The organism is Crossiella sp. SN42, assembly GCF_023897065.1.
Classification (GTDB): Bacteria; Actinomycetota; Actinomycetes; order Mycobacteriales; family Pseudonocardiaceae; genus Crossiella.
On sequence record NZ_JAMHIV010000016.1, the window covers coordinates 17,035 to 31,462 of the forward strand.

11 protein-coding genes are annotated in these 14,428 nt (G+C 73.3%); 7 read left to right on the plus strand and 4 right to left on the minus strand.

All coding sequences use genetic code 11. The features are described 5' to 3' along the window. The first annotated feature begins 72 nt into the window (after positions 1-72). Together M8C13_RS19935 and M8C13_RS19940 are read left to right on the plus strand one after the other, a co-directional pair. Entirely contained in the window at positions 73-3,972 is a 3,900-nt protein-coding gene (locus tag M8C13_RS19935) for a Pls/PosA family non-ribosomal peptide synthetase (RefSeq protein WP_252482147.1), read from the plus strand. After that, positions 3,969-5,258, plus strand: coding sequence for a M1 family metallopeptidase (locus M8C13_RS19940; RefSeq protein WP_252482148.1), 1,290 nt, complete (start codon positions 3,969-3,971; stop codon positions 5,256-5,258). Before M8C13_RS19935 ends, M8C13_RS19940 begins: the two co-directional genes overlap by 4 nt. A gap of 77 nt (positions 5,259-5,335) precedes the next feature. On the opposite strand, the gene M8C13_RS19945 is transcribed toward M8C13_RS19940, so the two are convergent. After that, the gene (locus M8C13_RS19945; RefSeq protein WP_252482149.1) at positions 5,336-5,902 is read right to left on the minus strand and encodes a MarR family winged helix-turn-helix transcriptional regulator; all 567 of its coding nucleotides are present in this window, start codon (positions 5,900-5,902) and stop codon (positions 5,336-5,338) included. Positions 5,903-5,939: 37 nt separating this feature from the next. Between M8C13_RS19945 and M8C13_RS19950 the strand changes: the two genes are divergently transcribed. The 5 genes from M8C13_RS19950 (at position 5,940) to M8C13_RS19970 (ending at position 10,833) form a co-directional block, all read left to right on the plus strand. Beyond that, the gene (locus M8C13_RS19950) at positions 5,940-6,740 is read left to right on the plus strand and encodes a poly-gamma-glutamate hydrolase family protein (RefSeq protein WP_252482150.1); all 801 of its coding nucleotides are present in this window, start codon (positions 5,940-5,942) and stop codon (positions 6,738-6,740) included. A 26-nt stretch (positions 6,741-6,766) separates the two neighbouring features. Continuing rightward, positions 6,767-7,150, plus strand: coding sequence for a VOC family protein (locus tag M8C13_RS19955; protein WP_252482151.1), 384 nt, complete (start codon positions 6,767-6,769; stop codon positions 7,148-7,150). Positions 7,151-7,234: 84 nt separating this feature from the next. Beyond that, positions 7,235-7,909, plus strand: coding sequence for a response regulator transcription factor (locus M8C13_RS19960; RefSeq protein WP_252482152.1), 675 nt, complete (start codon positions 7,235-7,237; stop codon positions 7,907-7,909). A gap of 5 nt (positions 7,910-7,914) precedes the next feature. Continuing rightward, positions 7,915-8,946 (plus strand): ATP-binding protein, encoded by a 1,032-nt coding sequence (locus M8C13_RS19965; protein ID WP_256509375.1) that lies wholly within the window; start codon positions 7,915-7,917, stop codon positions 8,944-8,946. A gap of 42 nt (positions 8,947-8,988) precedes the next feature. Beyond that, a complete protein-coding gene (locus M8C13_RS19970; RefSeq protein WP_252482154.1) occupies positions 8,989-10,833 on the plus strand; it encodes a DUF4153 domain-containing protein in 1,845 nt (614 codons plus the stop codon). Here M8C13_RS19970 and M8C13_RS19975 read toward each other — a convergent pair. The 3 genes from M8C13_RS19975 to M8C13_RS19985 all read right to left on the minus strand — a co-directional run bounded on the left by M8C13_RS19975 (position 10,795) and on the right by M8C13_RS19985 (position 14,388). Beyond that, a complete protein-coding gene (locus M8C13_RS19975; protein WP_252482155.1) occupies positions 10,795-11,517 on the minus strand; it encodes a DUF2306 domain-containing protein in 723 nt (240 codons plus the stop codon). The genes M8C13_RS19970 and M8C13_RS19975 overlap by 39 nt on opposite strands. 109 nt (positions 11,518-11,626) lie before the next feature. Continuing rightward, positions 11,627-13,177, minus strand: coding sequence for a sensor domain-containing diguanylate cyclase (locus M8C13_RS19980; RefSeq protein ID WP_252482156.1), 1,551 nt, complete (start codon positions 13,175-13,177; stop codon positions 11,627-11,629). After that, on the minus strand, positions 13,177-14,388 hold the full coding sequence (locus M8C13_RS19985) for an FIST signal transduction protein (RefSeq protein ID WP_252482157.1): 1,212 nt from the start codon (positions 14,386-14,388) through the stop codon (positions 13,177-13,179). The genes M8C13_RS19980 and M8C13_RS19985 overlap by 1 nt, the downstream gene beginning before the upstream one ends. Positions 14,389-14,428 lie beyond the last annotated feature (40 nt).

The following is a 14,428-nucleotide window of genomic DNA, read 5'->3' on the forward strand; positions in this document are numbered from 1 at the left end:
TTCCTGGGTATGGTGTCCGTTTGGCGTTGGCCTGTCCGGCGTTGAGACACCTACTCCCCGGAAGGGCCGGAGTTGACCGCAGTCGGCGAGTCCTTGCTCACCACTCCCACGATTCCTTTGGCGCCAGCGGTTTTCCGCGCGGGCGCCACCCCGGCTGAGCGAACTCTGCTCGACATCCTGACAGCCACCGCACGACGCTTCCCCACCGCCCCCGCGGTGGACGACGGCAGCACCGTGCTGACCTACCGCGCCCTGCTCGGCGAGGTCGAGTCGGTGCGTGAACGCCTTGCCGCGCACGGCATCGGCCGCGGTGACCGGGTCGGCATCCGCATTCCTTCGGGCACGAACGAGCTCTACGTCGGCATCCTGGGCGTGCTGGCCGCGGGCGCGGCCTACGTGCCGGTGGACGCGGAGGATCCGGACGAACGGGCCGAACTGGTCTTCGGCGAGGCCGCGGTGTGCGCGGTGCTGGGCGCGGACGGCGAGCTGACCCCGCACGCCACGCCGGGCGGTTCGGTGGGGTCGCCGACGCTGGACGACGACGCGTGGATCATCTTCACCTCCGGTTCCACCGGCAAGCCCAAGGGCGTCGCGGTCAGCCACCGCAGCGCGGCCGCGTTCGTGGACGCCGAGGCCGGGCTGTTCCTGACCGACGAGCCGATCGGGCCGGGCGACCGGGTGCTGGCCGGGCTGTCGGTGGCCTTCGACGCCTCCTGCGAGGAGATGTGGCTGGCCTGGCGGCACGGGGCCTGCCTGGTCGCCGCGCCGCGCTCGCTGGTGCGCACCGGCATGGACCTCGGGCCGTGGCTGGTGCGGCAGGAGATCACCGTGGTCTCCACCGTGCCCACGCTGGCCGCGTTGTGGCCTGCCGAGTGCCTCGACGACGTGCGGCTGCTCATCTTCGGCGGCGAGGCCTGCCCGCCGGAGCTGGCCGAGCGGGTCGCGGTGGAGGGCAGGGAGGTCTGGAACACCTACGGGCCGACCGAGGCCACCGTGGTCGCCTGCGCCGCGCCGCTGACCGGCACCCCGCCGGTGCGGATCGGCCTGCCGCTGGACGGCTGGGAGCTGGCCGTGGTGGACGCCGCGGGCCAGGTGGTCGCGATGGGCGAGACCGGCGAGCTGGTGATCGGCGGCGTCGGGCTGGCCAGGTACCTGGACCCGGTCAAGGACGCGGAGAAGTACGCGCCGCTGCCCGCGCTGGGCTGGGAGCGCGCCTACCGCAGCGGCGACCTGGTGCAGGCCGAGCCGGAGGGGCTGCTGTTCCTCGGGCGGGCCGACGAGCAGGTGAAGCTGGGCGGCCGGCGGATCGAGCTGGGCGAGGTCGACGCGGCCCTGCAAGCGCTGCCCGGGGTCGCCGGTGCCGCCGCGGCGGTGCGCTCGACCAAGGGCGGCAACCAGATCCTGGTCGGCTACCTCGCGCTTTCGTCCACTGTGGACGAGTTCGACAAGGCGGCAGCGCTGGACCGGTTGCGGGCCGCGCTGCCCTCGGCGCTGGTGCCGCTGCTGGCCGTGGTGGACACCCTGCCCACCCGCACCTCGGGCAAGGTCGACCGCAACGCGCTGCCCTGGCCGCTGAGCACCGACGAGCTGCCCGGTGACGCGCCGCAGCTGTCCGGCACGCAGGCCTGGCTGGCCGAGCAGTGGACCGAGATCCTCGGCCTGCCGCCGGGGTCCGCGGACGCCGACTTCTTCGCCAGCGGCGGTGGCAGCCTGGCCGCCGCGCAGCTGATCTCGCTGGTCCGCCGGACCTACCCGGGCTCCTCGGTGAGCGACCTGTACGCGCACTCCACCCTGGCCGCGCTGGCCGCGCGGCTGGACGAGCTGGGCGCGGCCGAGGCCACCGTGCGCGAGGTCGCGCCCACCCCGCGCCGGGCCGGGCTGGTGCAGCTGCTGGTGCTGCTGCCGATGCTGACCCTGGTCGGGCTGCGCTGGATCGTCGCGCTGGCCGCGCTGAACAACCTGCTCAACCTCTTCGGCTCCTACTCCTGGGCCCCGACCATCTCCTGGTGGTGGGTCGGCGCGGGCGCGGCGCTGCTGTTCAGCCCGCCCGGCCGGATCGCCATCGCGGCCGGTGGCGCGCGGATCCTGTTGCGCGGCCTGCGACCGGGTAGCTACCCACGCGGCGGCAGCGTGCACCTGCGGCTGTGGGCGGCCGAGCGGCTGGCCGTGCTCAGCGGCGCGGCCAAGCTCTCCGGCGGCTGGATCTCCAGCTACGCCAAGGCCCTCGGCGCGCGGATCGGCCCGGACGTGGACCTGCACGCCGCTCCCCCGGTGACCGGGATGCTCAAGCTGGGCAAGGGTTGCGCGATCGAACCCGAGGTCGACCTGGCCGGGCACTGGCTGGACGGCGACGTGGTGCACGTGGGCCGGATCCGGATCGGCGCTGGCGCGGTGGTCGGCTCGCGCAGCACGGTCTTCCCCGGCGCGCGGATCGGCAAGCGGGCCGAGATCGCGGCCGGTTCGGTGGTGCGCGGTTCGGTGCCCGCTGGGCAGGTGTGGTCCGGGGTGCCCGCCGCGCGGATCAGCAAGACCAGCAGCAAGCGGCTGAACAAGACCGCGCCGCGCAGCCGGTTCTGGTCCTTCCTCTACGGCATCAGCTCGCTCGGCCTGGACCTGCTGCCGGTGCTGGCCGCGCTGCCCGCGATCGCGCTGCTGGGCTGGTTCGTCGCCGGGGACACGACGCTGACCGGGGCGGCCAGCAGCGCGCTGCTGGCCGCGCCACTGGCCGCGATCGCCTACCTGGTCACGACCGCGCTGTTCGTGCTCGTCGGCGTGCGGCTGTTCAGCATCGGCCTGCGCGCCGGGTACCACCCGCTGCACGGGCGGATCGGCTGGCAGGCGTGGACCGTGGAGCGGCTGATGAACCACTCCAGGTCGGCGCTGTTCCCGTTGTACGCCAGCCTGTTCACCCCGGTCTGGCTGCGCCTGCTCGGCATGAAGGTGGGCCGCCGGGTGGAGGCCTCCACGGTGCTCGCGCTGCCCTCGCTGACCACGGTGGCCGACGGCGCGTTCCTGGCCGACGACACCATGGTCGGCAGCTACGAGCTGGGCGGCGGCTGGCTGCGCATCGACGAGGTGCGCATCGGCAAGCGCGCCTTCCTGGGCAACTCCGGCATGACCGCGCCCGGCCGCTCGGTGCCCAACCGCGGCCTGGTCGGCGTGCTCTCCGCCGCGCCCAAGCGGGCCAAGGCGGGCAGCTCCTACCTGGGCATGCCGCCGATCAAGCTGCCGCGCAACACCGAGAAGAGCGACGAGGGCCGCACCTTCGCCCCGCCGCGCCGCCTGGTGCTGGCCCGGGGGCTGGTCGAGCTGTGCCGGGTGATCCCGGTGATGTGCACGGTCGTGCTGTCCGTGCTCACCCTGGCCGCCTTCGAGGTCATCGCCGCGCGGGCCGGTTTCGGGATCGCGCTGCTGGTCAGCGGCGGGGTGCTGTTCGGGGCCGGGGTGCTGGCCTGCGTGGTCTCCAGCGCCGCGAAGTGGTTGCTGGTCGGGCGGTTCCGCGCGGTGGAGCACCCGCTGTGGAGCTCCTTCGTCTGGCGCAACGAGCTGGCCGACACCTTCGTCGAGGTGCTCGCGGTGCCCTGGCTCGCGGGCGCGGTCGGCGGCACGCCGCTGATGAACCTGTGGCTGCGCTCGCTGGGCGCCAGCGTGGGCAAGGGCGTGTGGTGCGAGACCTACTGGCTGCCCGAGGCCGACCTGGTCCGGCTGGGCGCCGGCGCCAGCGTGAACCGGGGCTGTGTGGTGCAGACGCACCTGTTCCACGACCGGATCATGCGGATGGACGTGGTCACCCTGGACGCCGGGTCCACCATGGGCCCGCACGGCATCGTGCTGCCGGGGGCCACCGTCGGCGCGGGCGCCACGGTCGGACCGGGTTCGCTGGTGATGCGCGGGGAGACCGTGCCTGCCGACACCCGCTGGCTGGGCAACCCGATCGCCGCCTGGCAGCCGGAAGGGTCCCGCCGAGGGTGAGCGCGCGGTCCTACTTCCCCAGTCACGGCAACGAGGGTTACCGGGTCCGGCACTACGACCTGGATCTGGACTACCGGCCGGGCTCGCACCGGCTGACCGGCCGGGCCAACGTGGTCGCGGTGGCCGAGATCGCGCTGGCCTCGGTGGTGCTGGACTTCGGCCGGTTCCGGGTGGACCGGGTGCTCATCGACGGCAAGCGACCGGCGAAGTGGTCGCACGCCAACGGAAAGCTCCGCCTCCGCCCGGCCAGGCCGCTGGCCCCCGGCGCGGAGTTCACCGTGGAGGTGCGCTACGCCGGGCCGCCGCACCCGGTGCGCAGCCCGTTCGGCGAGATCGGCTGGGACCAGCTCACCGACGGCGCGATCGTGGCCAGCCAGCCCACCGGCGCGCCCAGCTGGTTCCCCTGCGACGACCAGCCGGGCTCGAAGGCGACCTACCGGATCGCGGTGACCGCGCCCAGCGACTACACCGTCTTCGCCAACGGCAGGCTGCGCTCGGTGAAGGAGCACGGCGGCAGCGTCACCTGGGTGCACCACCAGTCCGCGCCGATGCCGAGCTACCTGGCCACAGTCCAAATTGGACGGTACGAGACGCTGGAGCTGCCCGGCCCGGTGCACCAGCCCGCCGGGGTGCCCGCCTCGCTGGAGTCGTTGTTCCGGCACGACTTCGCCCGGCAGCCGGAGATGCTGCGGGTGTTCCAGCAGCTGTTCGGCCCGTACCCGTTCGACGAGTACGCGGTGGTGGTCGCCGACGACGTGCTGGACGTGCCGATCGAGGCCCAGGGCCTGTCCGTGTTCGGCCGCAACCACCTCGACGGCAGGCGCGGGCACGAACGGCTGGTCGCGCACGAGCTGGCGCACCAGTGGTTCGGCAACAGCCTCACCCTGGCCGACTGGCGGGACATCTGGCTGCACGAGGGCTTCGCCTGCTATGCGGAGTGGCTGTGGTTCGAGTTCGCCGACGGCGTGCCCGCTTCCGTTCCGGCGCAACGGTTCCTGCGCAAGCTGGCCGCGCTGCCGCAGGACCTGGTGATCGGCGACCCCGGCCCGGCCCGGATGTTCGACGACCAGGTCTACGACCGGGGCGCGCTGACCCTGCACACTCTGCGCCGGCACATCGGCGATGCCGCGTTCTTCGCCCTGCTCAAGGAATGGACCACCACCTACCGGCACGGCTCGGTGCGCACCGCGGACTTCCTCGCGCTGGCGCAACGGCATTGCGCGCATCCGCTGGACGGGCTGTTCCGGCGGTGGCTGTTCGAACCGGCGCTGCCCACGGCGCTGTGAGCCGGGGCAGCACCCGGCGGCTCAGAACGCGATCCCGGCGGCGAAGGCGAACAGGGCAGCCCAGCTCTGGCGAGTGACTACGTGCCACGCCGCGCGGTGGCGTCCTGGGCCGGGCGCGTGCGGCGGGGCGCCGGGCCGAGGCGCTGTTCCAGCACGAACATCAGCCTCCGCAACAGGTTCTCCAGCTCGGCCAGGTCCGCCTCGCCCAGCGGCGCGATCGCCTCGCGCTCCCGGCGGGCCTGTTCGGTGACCACGGACAGGAAGATCCGCTGCCCTTCCCCGGTCAGCTCGGCCGGGGTGGACCGGCGGTCGCTGCCGCTGACCGAGCGGGTGATCAGGCCGGCCTTCTGCAGGCGTTCCAGGCGGCTGGTGATGGTGGTGGCCGGGCTGAGCGTGCCGGCGGCGAGCTGGGTCGGGGTGAGCTGGTGCGGCGGGCCGGCCCAGTACAGCCTGGCCAGGATCTCGTAGTCGGCCGAGCTGAGGCCCTGCGGCGCGGCGCAGTCCGCGGCCAGCCGGTCCAGGTAGCCGCTGGCCAGGTGCAGCCGGTCGACCACCCCTTCGACGGCGGGGTCCAGACCGGGGATCACCTTGACCCATTCGGGCACCCCGGAGTCGGTCTCGTCAGGGGGCGGCGTGTTCGTCACCCGGCCGACCATAGCCCGCTGCCGCAGAATGCCAGGTATGAACACCAGCAGGCGCGCCTTCCTCGGCCTGGTGGCCGCCACCGCGATCCCGGTCGCGGCGGCCCGGCCCGCATCGGCCGCGGACAAGTACCCGTCCAACACCGCGCTCTACGCCGACCCGGAACTGGTGGAGGGCATCGACTACGCGCGCCGGTACCGCAGGCACGAGCAGTTCGACGACAGCCTGACGCAGAAGTTTCCCTTTCCCGGCACCACGATCCTGGCCCCGCACGGCGGCGCGATCGAGGGCGGCACCTCCGAGCTGTGCCACGCGGTGGCCGGATACCACCCCGGCACCCTGCAACCCGCGCCGGACACCGGGCCGCGCCACGACCTGTGGATGTTCGAGGGCATCCGGCCTGCCGACAACGCCGAGCTGCACGTGACCTCGGCGCACTGCGACGATCCGGTGGCGCTGTCGCTGTGCGCGGGCGCGCGGCGGGCGCTGGGCCTGCACGGCTGCTCCCCCGCGCAGCTGGGTCTGCCCGAGGGCGCGCGGGCGGTGCTGGTCGGCGGGCGGGACGAGCCGTTCCGCCGGGCGCTGCTGAGCAGGCTGGGCGCGGCCGGGTTCCAGGCCGTGGACGGGGCGGAGCACCCCACGCTGTCCGGGCGCGATCCGGCCAACATCGCCAACCGCACGCTGCGCGGCGCGGGCGGGCAGCTGGAGCTGACCACTGGGCTGCGGGACGCGATGTTCACCATCAACACCCGGCCGGAACGCCGCAACACCACCACGCCGGTCTTCTGGAGTTTCGTTGCGGCCGTACGGGTGGCGATCGCGGACGTGGTTGACCTCTAGTTAACTCGAACTTCTAGCTTGGGTTCATGGCAATCGAACTGAACCACACCATCGTCCACTCCACCGACAAGAAGGCCGCCGCGGAGTTCCTCACCGGCTTGTTCGGGCTGCCGGATCCGGTGCCGTTCGGACCTTTCATGGGGGTGGAACTGTCCAACCAGGTCACTCTCGACTACATCGACGTCGACACCACCCCGGTGCCCAACCACTACGCGTTCCTGATCACCGAGGCCGAGTTCGACGAGATCTACGGCCGGATCAAGGAACGTGGGATCGAGCACTGGGCCGACCCGACGCAGACCAAGCCGGGCGAGATCAACACCAACGACGGCGGCCGGGGGGTTTACTTCCTGGGGCCGGACGGGCACTTCCTGGAGGTGCTGACCAGGCCGTACGGCAGCGGCGAGTGACCGGTCGCTGACCCGGCGTAGCCTGCACAGTATCTTCACAAACCCTCCGCCCCCTCTCCATCGCCTCCGCCTAGGGTCGGTGCCATGCATCGAGTGCTGGTGGTGGAGGACGAGCTGACCATCGCCAGCTCCATCGCCGACCGGCTGCGTGCCGAAGGGTTCGGGGTGGAGCTGGCCCACGATGGTCCCGGCGCGGTGGCCAAGGCCGCCGAGCTCGACCCGGACCTGGTGGTGCTGGACATCATGCTGCCCGGCTACGACGGGCTGGAGGTGTGCCGCCGGATCCAGGCGCGGCGGGCGGTGCCGGTGCTGATGCTGACCGCGCGGGACGACGAGACCGACCTGCTGGTCGGGCTGGCCGTCGGGGCGGATGACTACCTGACCAAACCGTTCTCCATCCGGGAGCTGGCGGCCCGGGTGCACGCGTTGCTCCGGCGGGTGGAACGGGCCGCCCAGGCCCGCACCGCCGGAGTGACGCTGCGGGTGGGCGAACTGGAGATCGACCCGGTGGAGCGGCGGGTGCACCGGGCCGGCGCGGAGGTGCACCTCACCCCGACCGAGTTCGAGCTGCTGACCCGGCTGGCCGAACGGCCGCGCGCGGTGCTGCCCCGCGAGCAGCTGCTCGCCGAGGTGTGGGGCTTCGCCGGGCCCGCCGCCACCCGCACCGTGGACAGCCACGTGAAAGCGTTGCGGCGCAAGCTGGGCAGCGATGTGATCCGCACCGTGCACGGCATCGGCTACGCGCTGGAGACGCCGTGAGGAAGCTGCGCGGGTGGGCGGCCGCGGTGTGGGACGTGCTGCCCAGGCCGCTGGACCCGGTGCGCTCGATCAAGCTCAAGCTGGGCCTGCTGGTGCTGGGCGCGGTCACGGTGGCGATGGCCTTCTTCTGGTGGCAGATCGGCTGGATCCCACCGCGCACCACCATCACCGCGCTGCTGGGCGCGCTGATCGCCTCCCAGCTGATCGCGCACGGCATGACCAAACCGTTGCGGGACATGACTTCCGCTGCCCGCTCGATGGCCGCCGGGGACTACCAGCGCCGGGTGCGGGCCACCTCCAAGGACGAGGTCGGCCAGCTCGCCGCCGCGTTCAACCAGATGTCGGCCGACCTGGGCGCGGCCGACGCGCAGCGCCGCGAGCTGATCGCGAACGTCTCGCACGAGCTGCGCACCCCGATCACCGCGCTGCGGGCGGTGCTGGAGAACGTGGTCGACGGCGTCACCCAGCCCGACTCGGCCACCATGCGCACCGCGCTGGCCCAGACCGAACGCCTCGGCGTGCTGATCACCGAGCTGCTGGACCTCTCCCGCATCGACGCCGGCGCGCTCACCCTGGACCGCGAGCACTGGCCGCTGGCGCCGATCCTGGCCCAGGCGGTGGCCGAGACCGAGGTGATGACCGCGGTCGCGGGCCGCGGCGTGCGCTTCACCATGTCGGTGGAGCCGGAGGCGGTGGTGCTGGCCGACCAGGTCCGCCTGCACCAGGTGCTGGTGAACCTGCTGGACAACGCGGCCAGGCACGGCCCGCCGGGCGGCCGGGTGTGGATCAGCGCCACCAGCGAGCCGGACTCGACGGTGATCGAGGTCCGCGACGAGGGACCGGGAATCCCGGTGGCGGAACGGGACCGGGTGTTCGAGCGGTTCACCAGGGGCGAGCGCGCCGGGGGCGGCGGGACCGGGCTGGGCCTGGCCATCGCGCGCTGGGTGGTGGACCTGCACGGCGGCACGATCTCCGCGGTGGGACCGGGTTCCGGGGGCTGCCGGATCCGGGTGATGTTGCCGACTTTGGCTGACTGACTGGGTTTTCGCACGGGCCGGGCCACGGTGGTGGCCGGGCTGATGACTGCTGCCTTGGGGATGATGATGAGCGGGAAAGCACGGGACGGCTGGGACCAGTCCGCCGAGCACGCGAAGGACGAGGTGACCGGGGCCGAAGACGCGGCGGCCGAGACCGCGGAGCAGCCGGAGCCGGCGGCGGCCGGAACCGAGGGGTCGGCGGAGTCAGCGGGCGAGGCCAATAGTGCCGCGGGCGAGGAACCGCCGGATTCGGCGGGCGAGGCCGATGGTGCCACGGGGAAGGCCGAGGAAAGCGCAGCCCCAGCCGAGGAACCGGCCGAGGAGCCGAGTGCCAAGCCGGACCCGGCCGATTCCGCCGACCACAACGGCCACGACCCCGTCCACGTTCGGCCGGCGCACGTGCCCGGGGGTGTGGTGACCGCCGCCGCACCGGTGTTCGCGACGGTGGTGCCCCGGCCGTACGCGCCGGGGTCGGTGGTGGTCGCGTCTGCGGCGGTGGGCGTGGCCGGGGCGTTCGCGTTGCCGTTGGACCGGCCCGCCATCGGGTGGGTGGTGGTCGGCATCGTGGCGGCGCTGGCGGTGTGGCTGGTGGCGCGGCGGGACTCCGAGCTCGAGCTCTCCGGCGGGGAGCGGGCGATGCGGGGCGGGTGGCTGGCGCTGGCGATCGGGTTGCTGGCGGTGGGGGCGGTGCGGGACGCGGAGTGGCTGTTCGTGCTGTGCGTGCTGGGCGCGGGGGTGGCCGGGTCGCTGGCGGCCGGGGGCGGGAGGTCGTTCTTCGGGTTGTTCGCGGGCGCGTTCTCGGTGCCGGTGACCGCGCTGGTGCGGCTGGACTGGGTGATCCGGGGCGCGGCGGCGGTGCGGGTGCGCGGGGCGCGCGGGCGGCTGCTGGTGTCGATCGCGGTGTCGGTGGTGCTGCTGGTGGTCTTCGGCGCCTTGTTCGCGGGGGCGGATGCCGCGTTCGCCTCGCTGGTCTCCGCGGTTCTGCCCACTGTGGACGGTCCGGCGATCGTGCGCGGCGGTTTTGTGTTCTGGCTGCTGGTCTTCGGCACCGCGGGGGCCTGCCTGGTCGCGGTCAAGGGCGCGCCGGAGCGGGCGGCGCGGTCGGCGCGCACGGTCGGGCTGGTGGAGTGGGCGCTGCCGGTGGGCCTGCTGGTGCTGCTGTTCGGCGGGTTCGTCGCGGTGCAGCTGGCCAGCCTGTTCGGCGGCGAGGCCTACGTGCAGCGGACCGCCGGGATGACCTACGCGGTGTACGCGCGCAGCGGGTTCTGGCAGCTCAGCATGGTGAGCGTGCTCGCGCTGGCGGTGATCGGCCTGGCCACCCGGTGGGCTCCTCGGGAACGGGCAGGCGAGCGGCTGTGGCTGCGGGTGCTGCTGGGCGCGCTGGCGGTGCTGACCCTGGTGATCGTGGCCTCCTCGGTCAGCCGGATGCTGGCCTACCAGGAGGCCTACGGGGCCACCGTGCTGCGGCTGCTGGTGCTCACCTGCGAGCTGTGGATCGGCCTGGTGTACCTGGTGGTGCTGGCCGCGGGCATCCGGCTGCGCGGGTCCTGGGTGCCGCGGGTCGTGGTCACCTCCGGCCTGACCGTCCTCTTTGGACTCTCGATGGCCGACCCGGAACGCCTGGTGGCGGAGATCAACGTGGCGCAGCAACGGCACCTGGACCTGAGCTACCTGCGGCAGATGTCCGCCGACGTGGTCCCGGTGCTGGACCGGCTGCCCGAACCGCAGCGCTCCTGCGCGCTGCGGACGATCAACTACACGCTGGCCGGGGCGGAGCCGGGCTGGCGGGAGTGGAACGCCTCCAGGGCCAGGGCCAGGGAGCTGCTCGCCGCCCGCCCGCACGACTCCTCAGCCAGCTGCGGCTACGGGGACCGGTACCCGTACTGACCGCTTCTTCTTGCGCTGCAACCACCATTCGGCGAACAGCAGGGTCAGCGTCCAGCCCAGCCAGGCGGTCAGTCCGGAGATCGCCTGGCCCATGGCGATCTCGCTGCCGCCGAAGGTGGTCTCCAGCTGCGGCGCCAGCCACATGCCGATCGGGATGCCCCACAGGCGGTTGGTGATGATCGACATGGTCAGCGCGAAGCTGCGGATCATCCACTTGCGGTGGTCGCCGAAGCGGCGCTGCCAGGCCGCGCGCACCGCCAGCGCGGTGAAGGCCAGCCACAGCACCGCCAGGATCACGTTGCTCACCTGGTTGATCGGCCCGAACGGGCTGGCCACGCCGATCACGAACCCGCTCACCCCGGCGGGCAGCACGCCGGCGAAGACGTACACCCGGCCCAGGTACCGGTGTGCCAAGGGATACCGCTGCCGGAACCACGGCCACACCTGCAGGCAGCCGGTGATCATCGCGACCGAGGCCAGCAGCACGTGCGCCACCAGCAGCGGGTAGTGCCAGCTCGCGCCCTCGGGCGCGGGCACCCTGGTCTGGGCCGGGTCGAAGGTCAGGTACCTCGGCAGGGAGAACGCCAGGAACACGATCACCAGCACGAACAGCGGGGCCACCCAGGGCCGCCGCCACCACCGCACCGCCACCGGTTCCCGTTGCGCCGTCAGCACGTTCGTCATCTCCGCCCCCAGGCTCGCTCAACTTCTCGGAGATCACGTTAGGCAGCGGGCGAGGCGGATCCGATGGCGTCAGGCCGTGCTTCCGGGGTGGGCAAAGCCCTACCGCCGTTCAGCCGGTCCGGTCGGGCAGGTCCTCCGAGCCGGTGATCAGCATGCCGTCGGAGAACACCTCGTAACGCCCGCGCCCGGCCCGCTTCGCCTGGTACATGGCCACATCCGCGCGCCGCATCAGGTCGGCGGCGTCGGCCGCGCCGCGCGGGCTGTGCGCGATGCCGATGCTGGCGTTGACCCGCAGCTGCCGGCCGGCGATGAGCATCGGCTCGGCCAGCGCGTGCAGGATCCGCTGCGCCACCAGCACCGCGTCCTGCACCGTCTCCACCCCGGTGAGCAGCACCGCGAACTCGTCCCCGCCCAGCCGGGCGGCCACGTCGGAGCTGCGCAGCTGGGCCTTGAGCCGTTCCGCGGTGCAGATCAGCAGGTTGTCCCCGGCGGCGTGGCCCAGGGTGTCGTTGACCGCCTTGAACCGGTCCAGGTCCACGAACAGCACCGCCACCCGGTCCGGGCCCGCGGTCAGCGGGGTGGGCTGGGTGAGCAGCTGGGAGAGCTGGTCCAGGAACAGGCCGCGGCTGGCCAGCCCGGTGAGCGAGTCGTGGAAGGCCCTGCGCATCTGCTCGACCGTGTTGGCGTCGGTCAGCGCCAGGCTGACGTGCTCGGCGAAGGAGCGCAGCATCTGCACGTCGGCGCCGGCGTAGCGGCGGGTGGCCTGGCCGGAGCCGATCAGCAGGCTGCCCGCGACCTCCCCGCTGTCGTAGACCGGCGCGGCCATCGCCGCGCGCAGCCGTCCCGCGGTCAGCCGGTACAGCAGCGCGGACTCCGGCAGCCGCCCGTAGCGCACCACCACGTCCTCCACCAGCACCGCCTCGCCCGCGGCCCCGGTCTCCACCAGCCGCACGCAGGCCCGCTGCTCCAGCAGGTCGGGGCGCAGGCCGACACTGGCCGCCAGCCGCAGCTCCTCCGGCTCGGCCGAGTCGCGCAGCCACAGCCCGACGATGCCCGCGCCCAGCAGGTCGGCCGCGGCGCTGGTGATCATGTCCAGGATCTGTGGCAGCGGGCGGCGGCGGGAGATGGCCCGCTGCACCTCGAACAGGTGCTCCATCAGCCGCTGCCGCTGGCGCAGGGTGGCCACCAGCTCGGCGTTCTCCGCGGCCTGCCGTTCGCTGCGCTCGCGCATCGCGTGCTCGGCCTGCAGGGTGCGCAGCATGGTCAGGGTCAGCTCCAGCAGCCGGGCCATGCCGCGCATCAGGTGCCGTTCCTCCACCGAGAACTCCTCGGCCCAGCGGGCCAGCACCAGGTGGCCGGGATGGCTGCCGCCCCAGCTGGTGGACACCGCGTGCGTGCGGCCGAGGCCGGGCACCTCCAGGTGCGCGCGTTCCTGCCTGGTCACCGCGAGCAGCTCGGCCACCGGTTCGGTGCCTGCCGGGAACCCGATGCAGGCGGCCACCTCGGCGCCGAAGACCACTGCGGCCACCTCGGCCTCCAGCGCCTGCGCGGCCCGTTCCACCGCGCCGTGCACCGCGGAGTCCTCATCCGGGTAGGCCGAGACCACCGCCAGCAGCTCCAGCAGCTGCTGGCCGTGCAGGGCCGCGAGGGAGTCCGCCATCAGCCCAGCGCCAGCACCGCGAGCGTCTGGTTGTGGAAGCCGTCGATGCCGCGCACCCGCGCGATCTCGCCGGAGGTGTGGAAGCCGCCGAAGGGCTTGCCGGCGCTGCGCGCGGCGAAGGTCTCGTTCTCCCTGCGGGTGCCGTCCGGGCCGAGCACCGGCAGCAGCGCGCTACAGCTGAAAGTGACCAGCCCCAACGGTTCCACGCCGCCGAGCCCGTCGATGGCCTCCGCGCAGGCCTGGTCCGCCGCGGCCAGCACCGACTGCTCGTCCCCGCACATCGCCCAGGTCAGGCAGCCGTGGTCGATCGCGCTGCCGCCGCTGATGGACCGGCCGTCCAGGTCGAAGCCGGTGGCCAGGTTGCGCGGCTGCACCCCGCTGCGCCGCTGCACGCCCAGCGGGCGCGGCAACGCGAACCGGGTGAACGCCGCGGCGTCGGTGTAGGCCTCCGGCGGCGCGCCCAGCCGGTCCAGGTAGACGTCCATGGCCGGGCGGTCGTCCAAGGTGTACACCCGGCCCTCGCCGGTGCTGGTGACGATCATCGGCTCGCCGAACTTGCGCCAGCCGTGCCGCACCGACACCGACAGCGGCCCGGCCGAGGCGAGCGTGGCCGCCACCACCGCGTCGGTGTGCACCTTGCCGTCGTGCAGCAGGAAGGTGCTGGCGCAGAGGTGGTTGCCCGCCTCCCGCCGCTCGGCCGCGGCCCCGCCGACCATCGGCACGCCCGCGCCGAGCACGCCGTAGCAGCCGCGCAGGATCGACTCCTGTTCCCGGACCAGGCTGTCGGTGAGCAGCAGCACCACCCGGTGCGGCAGCCCGGAGTCCTCCGCCACCGCGGCGGCCACCTCCGCCCCGGCCAGCCGCTGCCTGCCGGAGACGCCCTCGGCCACCGCCGTGGTCACCGCGAACCCCGGCCCGCCGAAGGCGATCGCCACGATCGAGCTGCCGCGCGACCCGGCCGGACTGATCTCCCCTCGGGAGGAACATCCGATCACCGGCACACCGGGCGCGGCCATCGCCAGCCCCTCGGCCACCGAGGCCGGGTCGTAGTCAACGGAGGCGAACACCAGCAGCAGCCGGGGATCCGCGCCGGTGAGCGCGCCGGTGAGCGCGCCTGCGGCGGCCCGGAAGGCGGCCACCGCGGCGTCCGGTCCCGTGGCCGAGCCGACCCCCAGCCAGCGGCCATCGGCCCCGACGCCGTTCGCGCTCATTCACCCCTCCAGCCGGTGAGTCCGGTACCAAAGTAGTGGC

Coding starts and splice junctions, on each gene's coding strand:
- M8C13_RS19955 (WP_252482151.1), top strand. CDS start 6,767: ATGGCAATCGAACTGAACCACACCATCGTCCACTCCACCGACAAGAAG.
- M8C13_RS19960 (WP_252482152.1), top strand. CDS start 7,235: ATGCATCGAGTGCTGGTGGTGGAGGACGAGCTGACCATCGCCAGCTCC.
- M8C13_RS19950 (WP_252482150.1), top strand. CDS start 5,940: ATGAACACCAGCAGGCGCGCCTTCCTCGGCCTGGTGGCCGCCACCGCG.
- M8C13_RS19980 (WP_252482156.1), bottom strand. CDS start 13,177: ATGGCGGACTCCCTCGCGGCCCTGCACGGCCAGCAGCTGCTGGAGCTG.
- M8C13_RS19985 (WP_252482157.1), bottom strand. CDS start 14,388: ATGAGCGCGAACGGCGTCGGGGCCGATGGCCGCTGGCTGGGGGTCGGC.
- M8C13_RS19970 (WP_252482154.1), top strand. CDS start 8,989: ATGACTGCTGCCTTGGGGATGATGATGAGCGGGAAAGCACGGGACGGC.
- M8C13_RS19975 (WP_252482155.1), bottom strand. CDS start 11,517: ATGACGAACGTGCTGACGGCGCAACGGGAACCGGTGGCGGTGCGGTGG.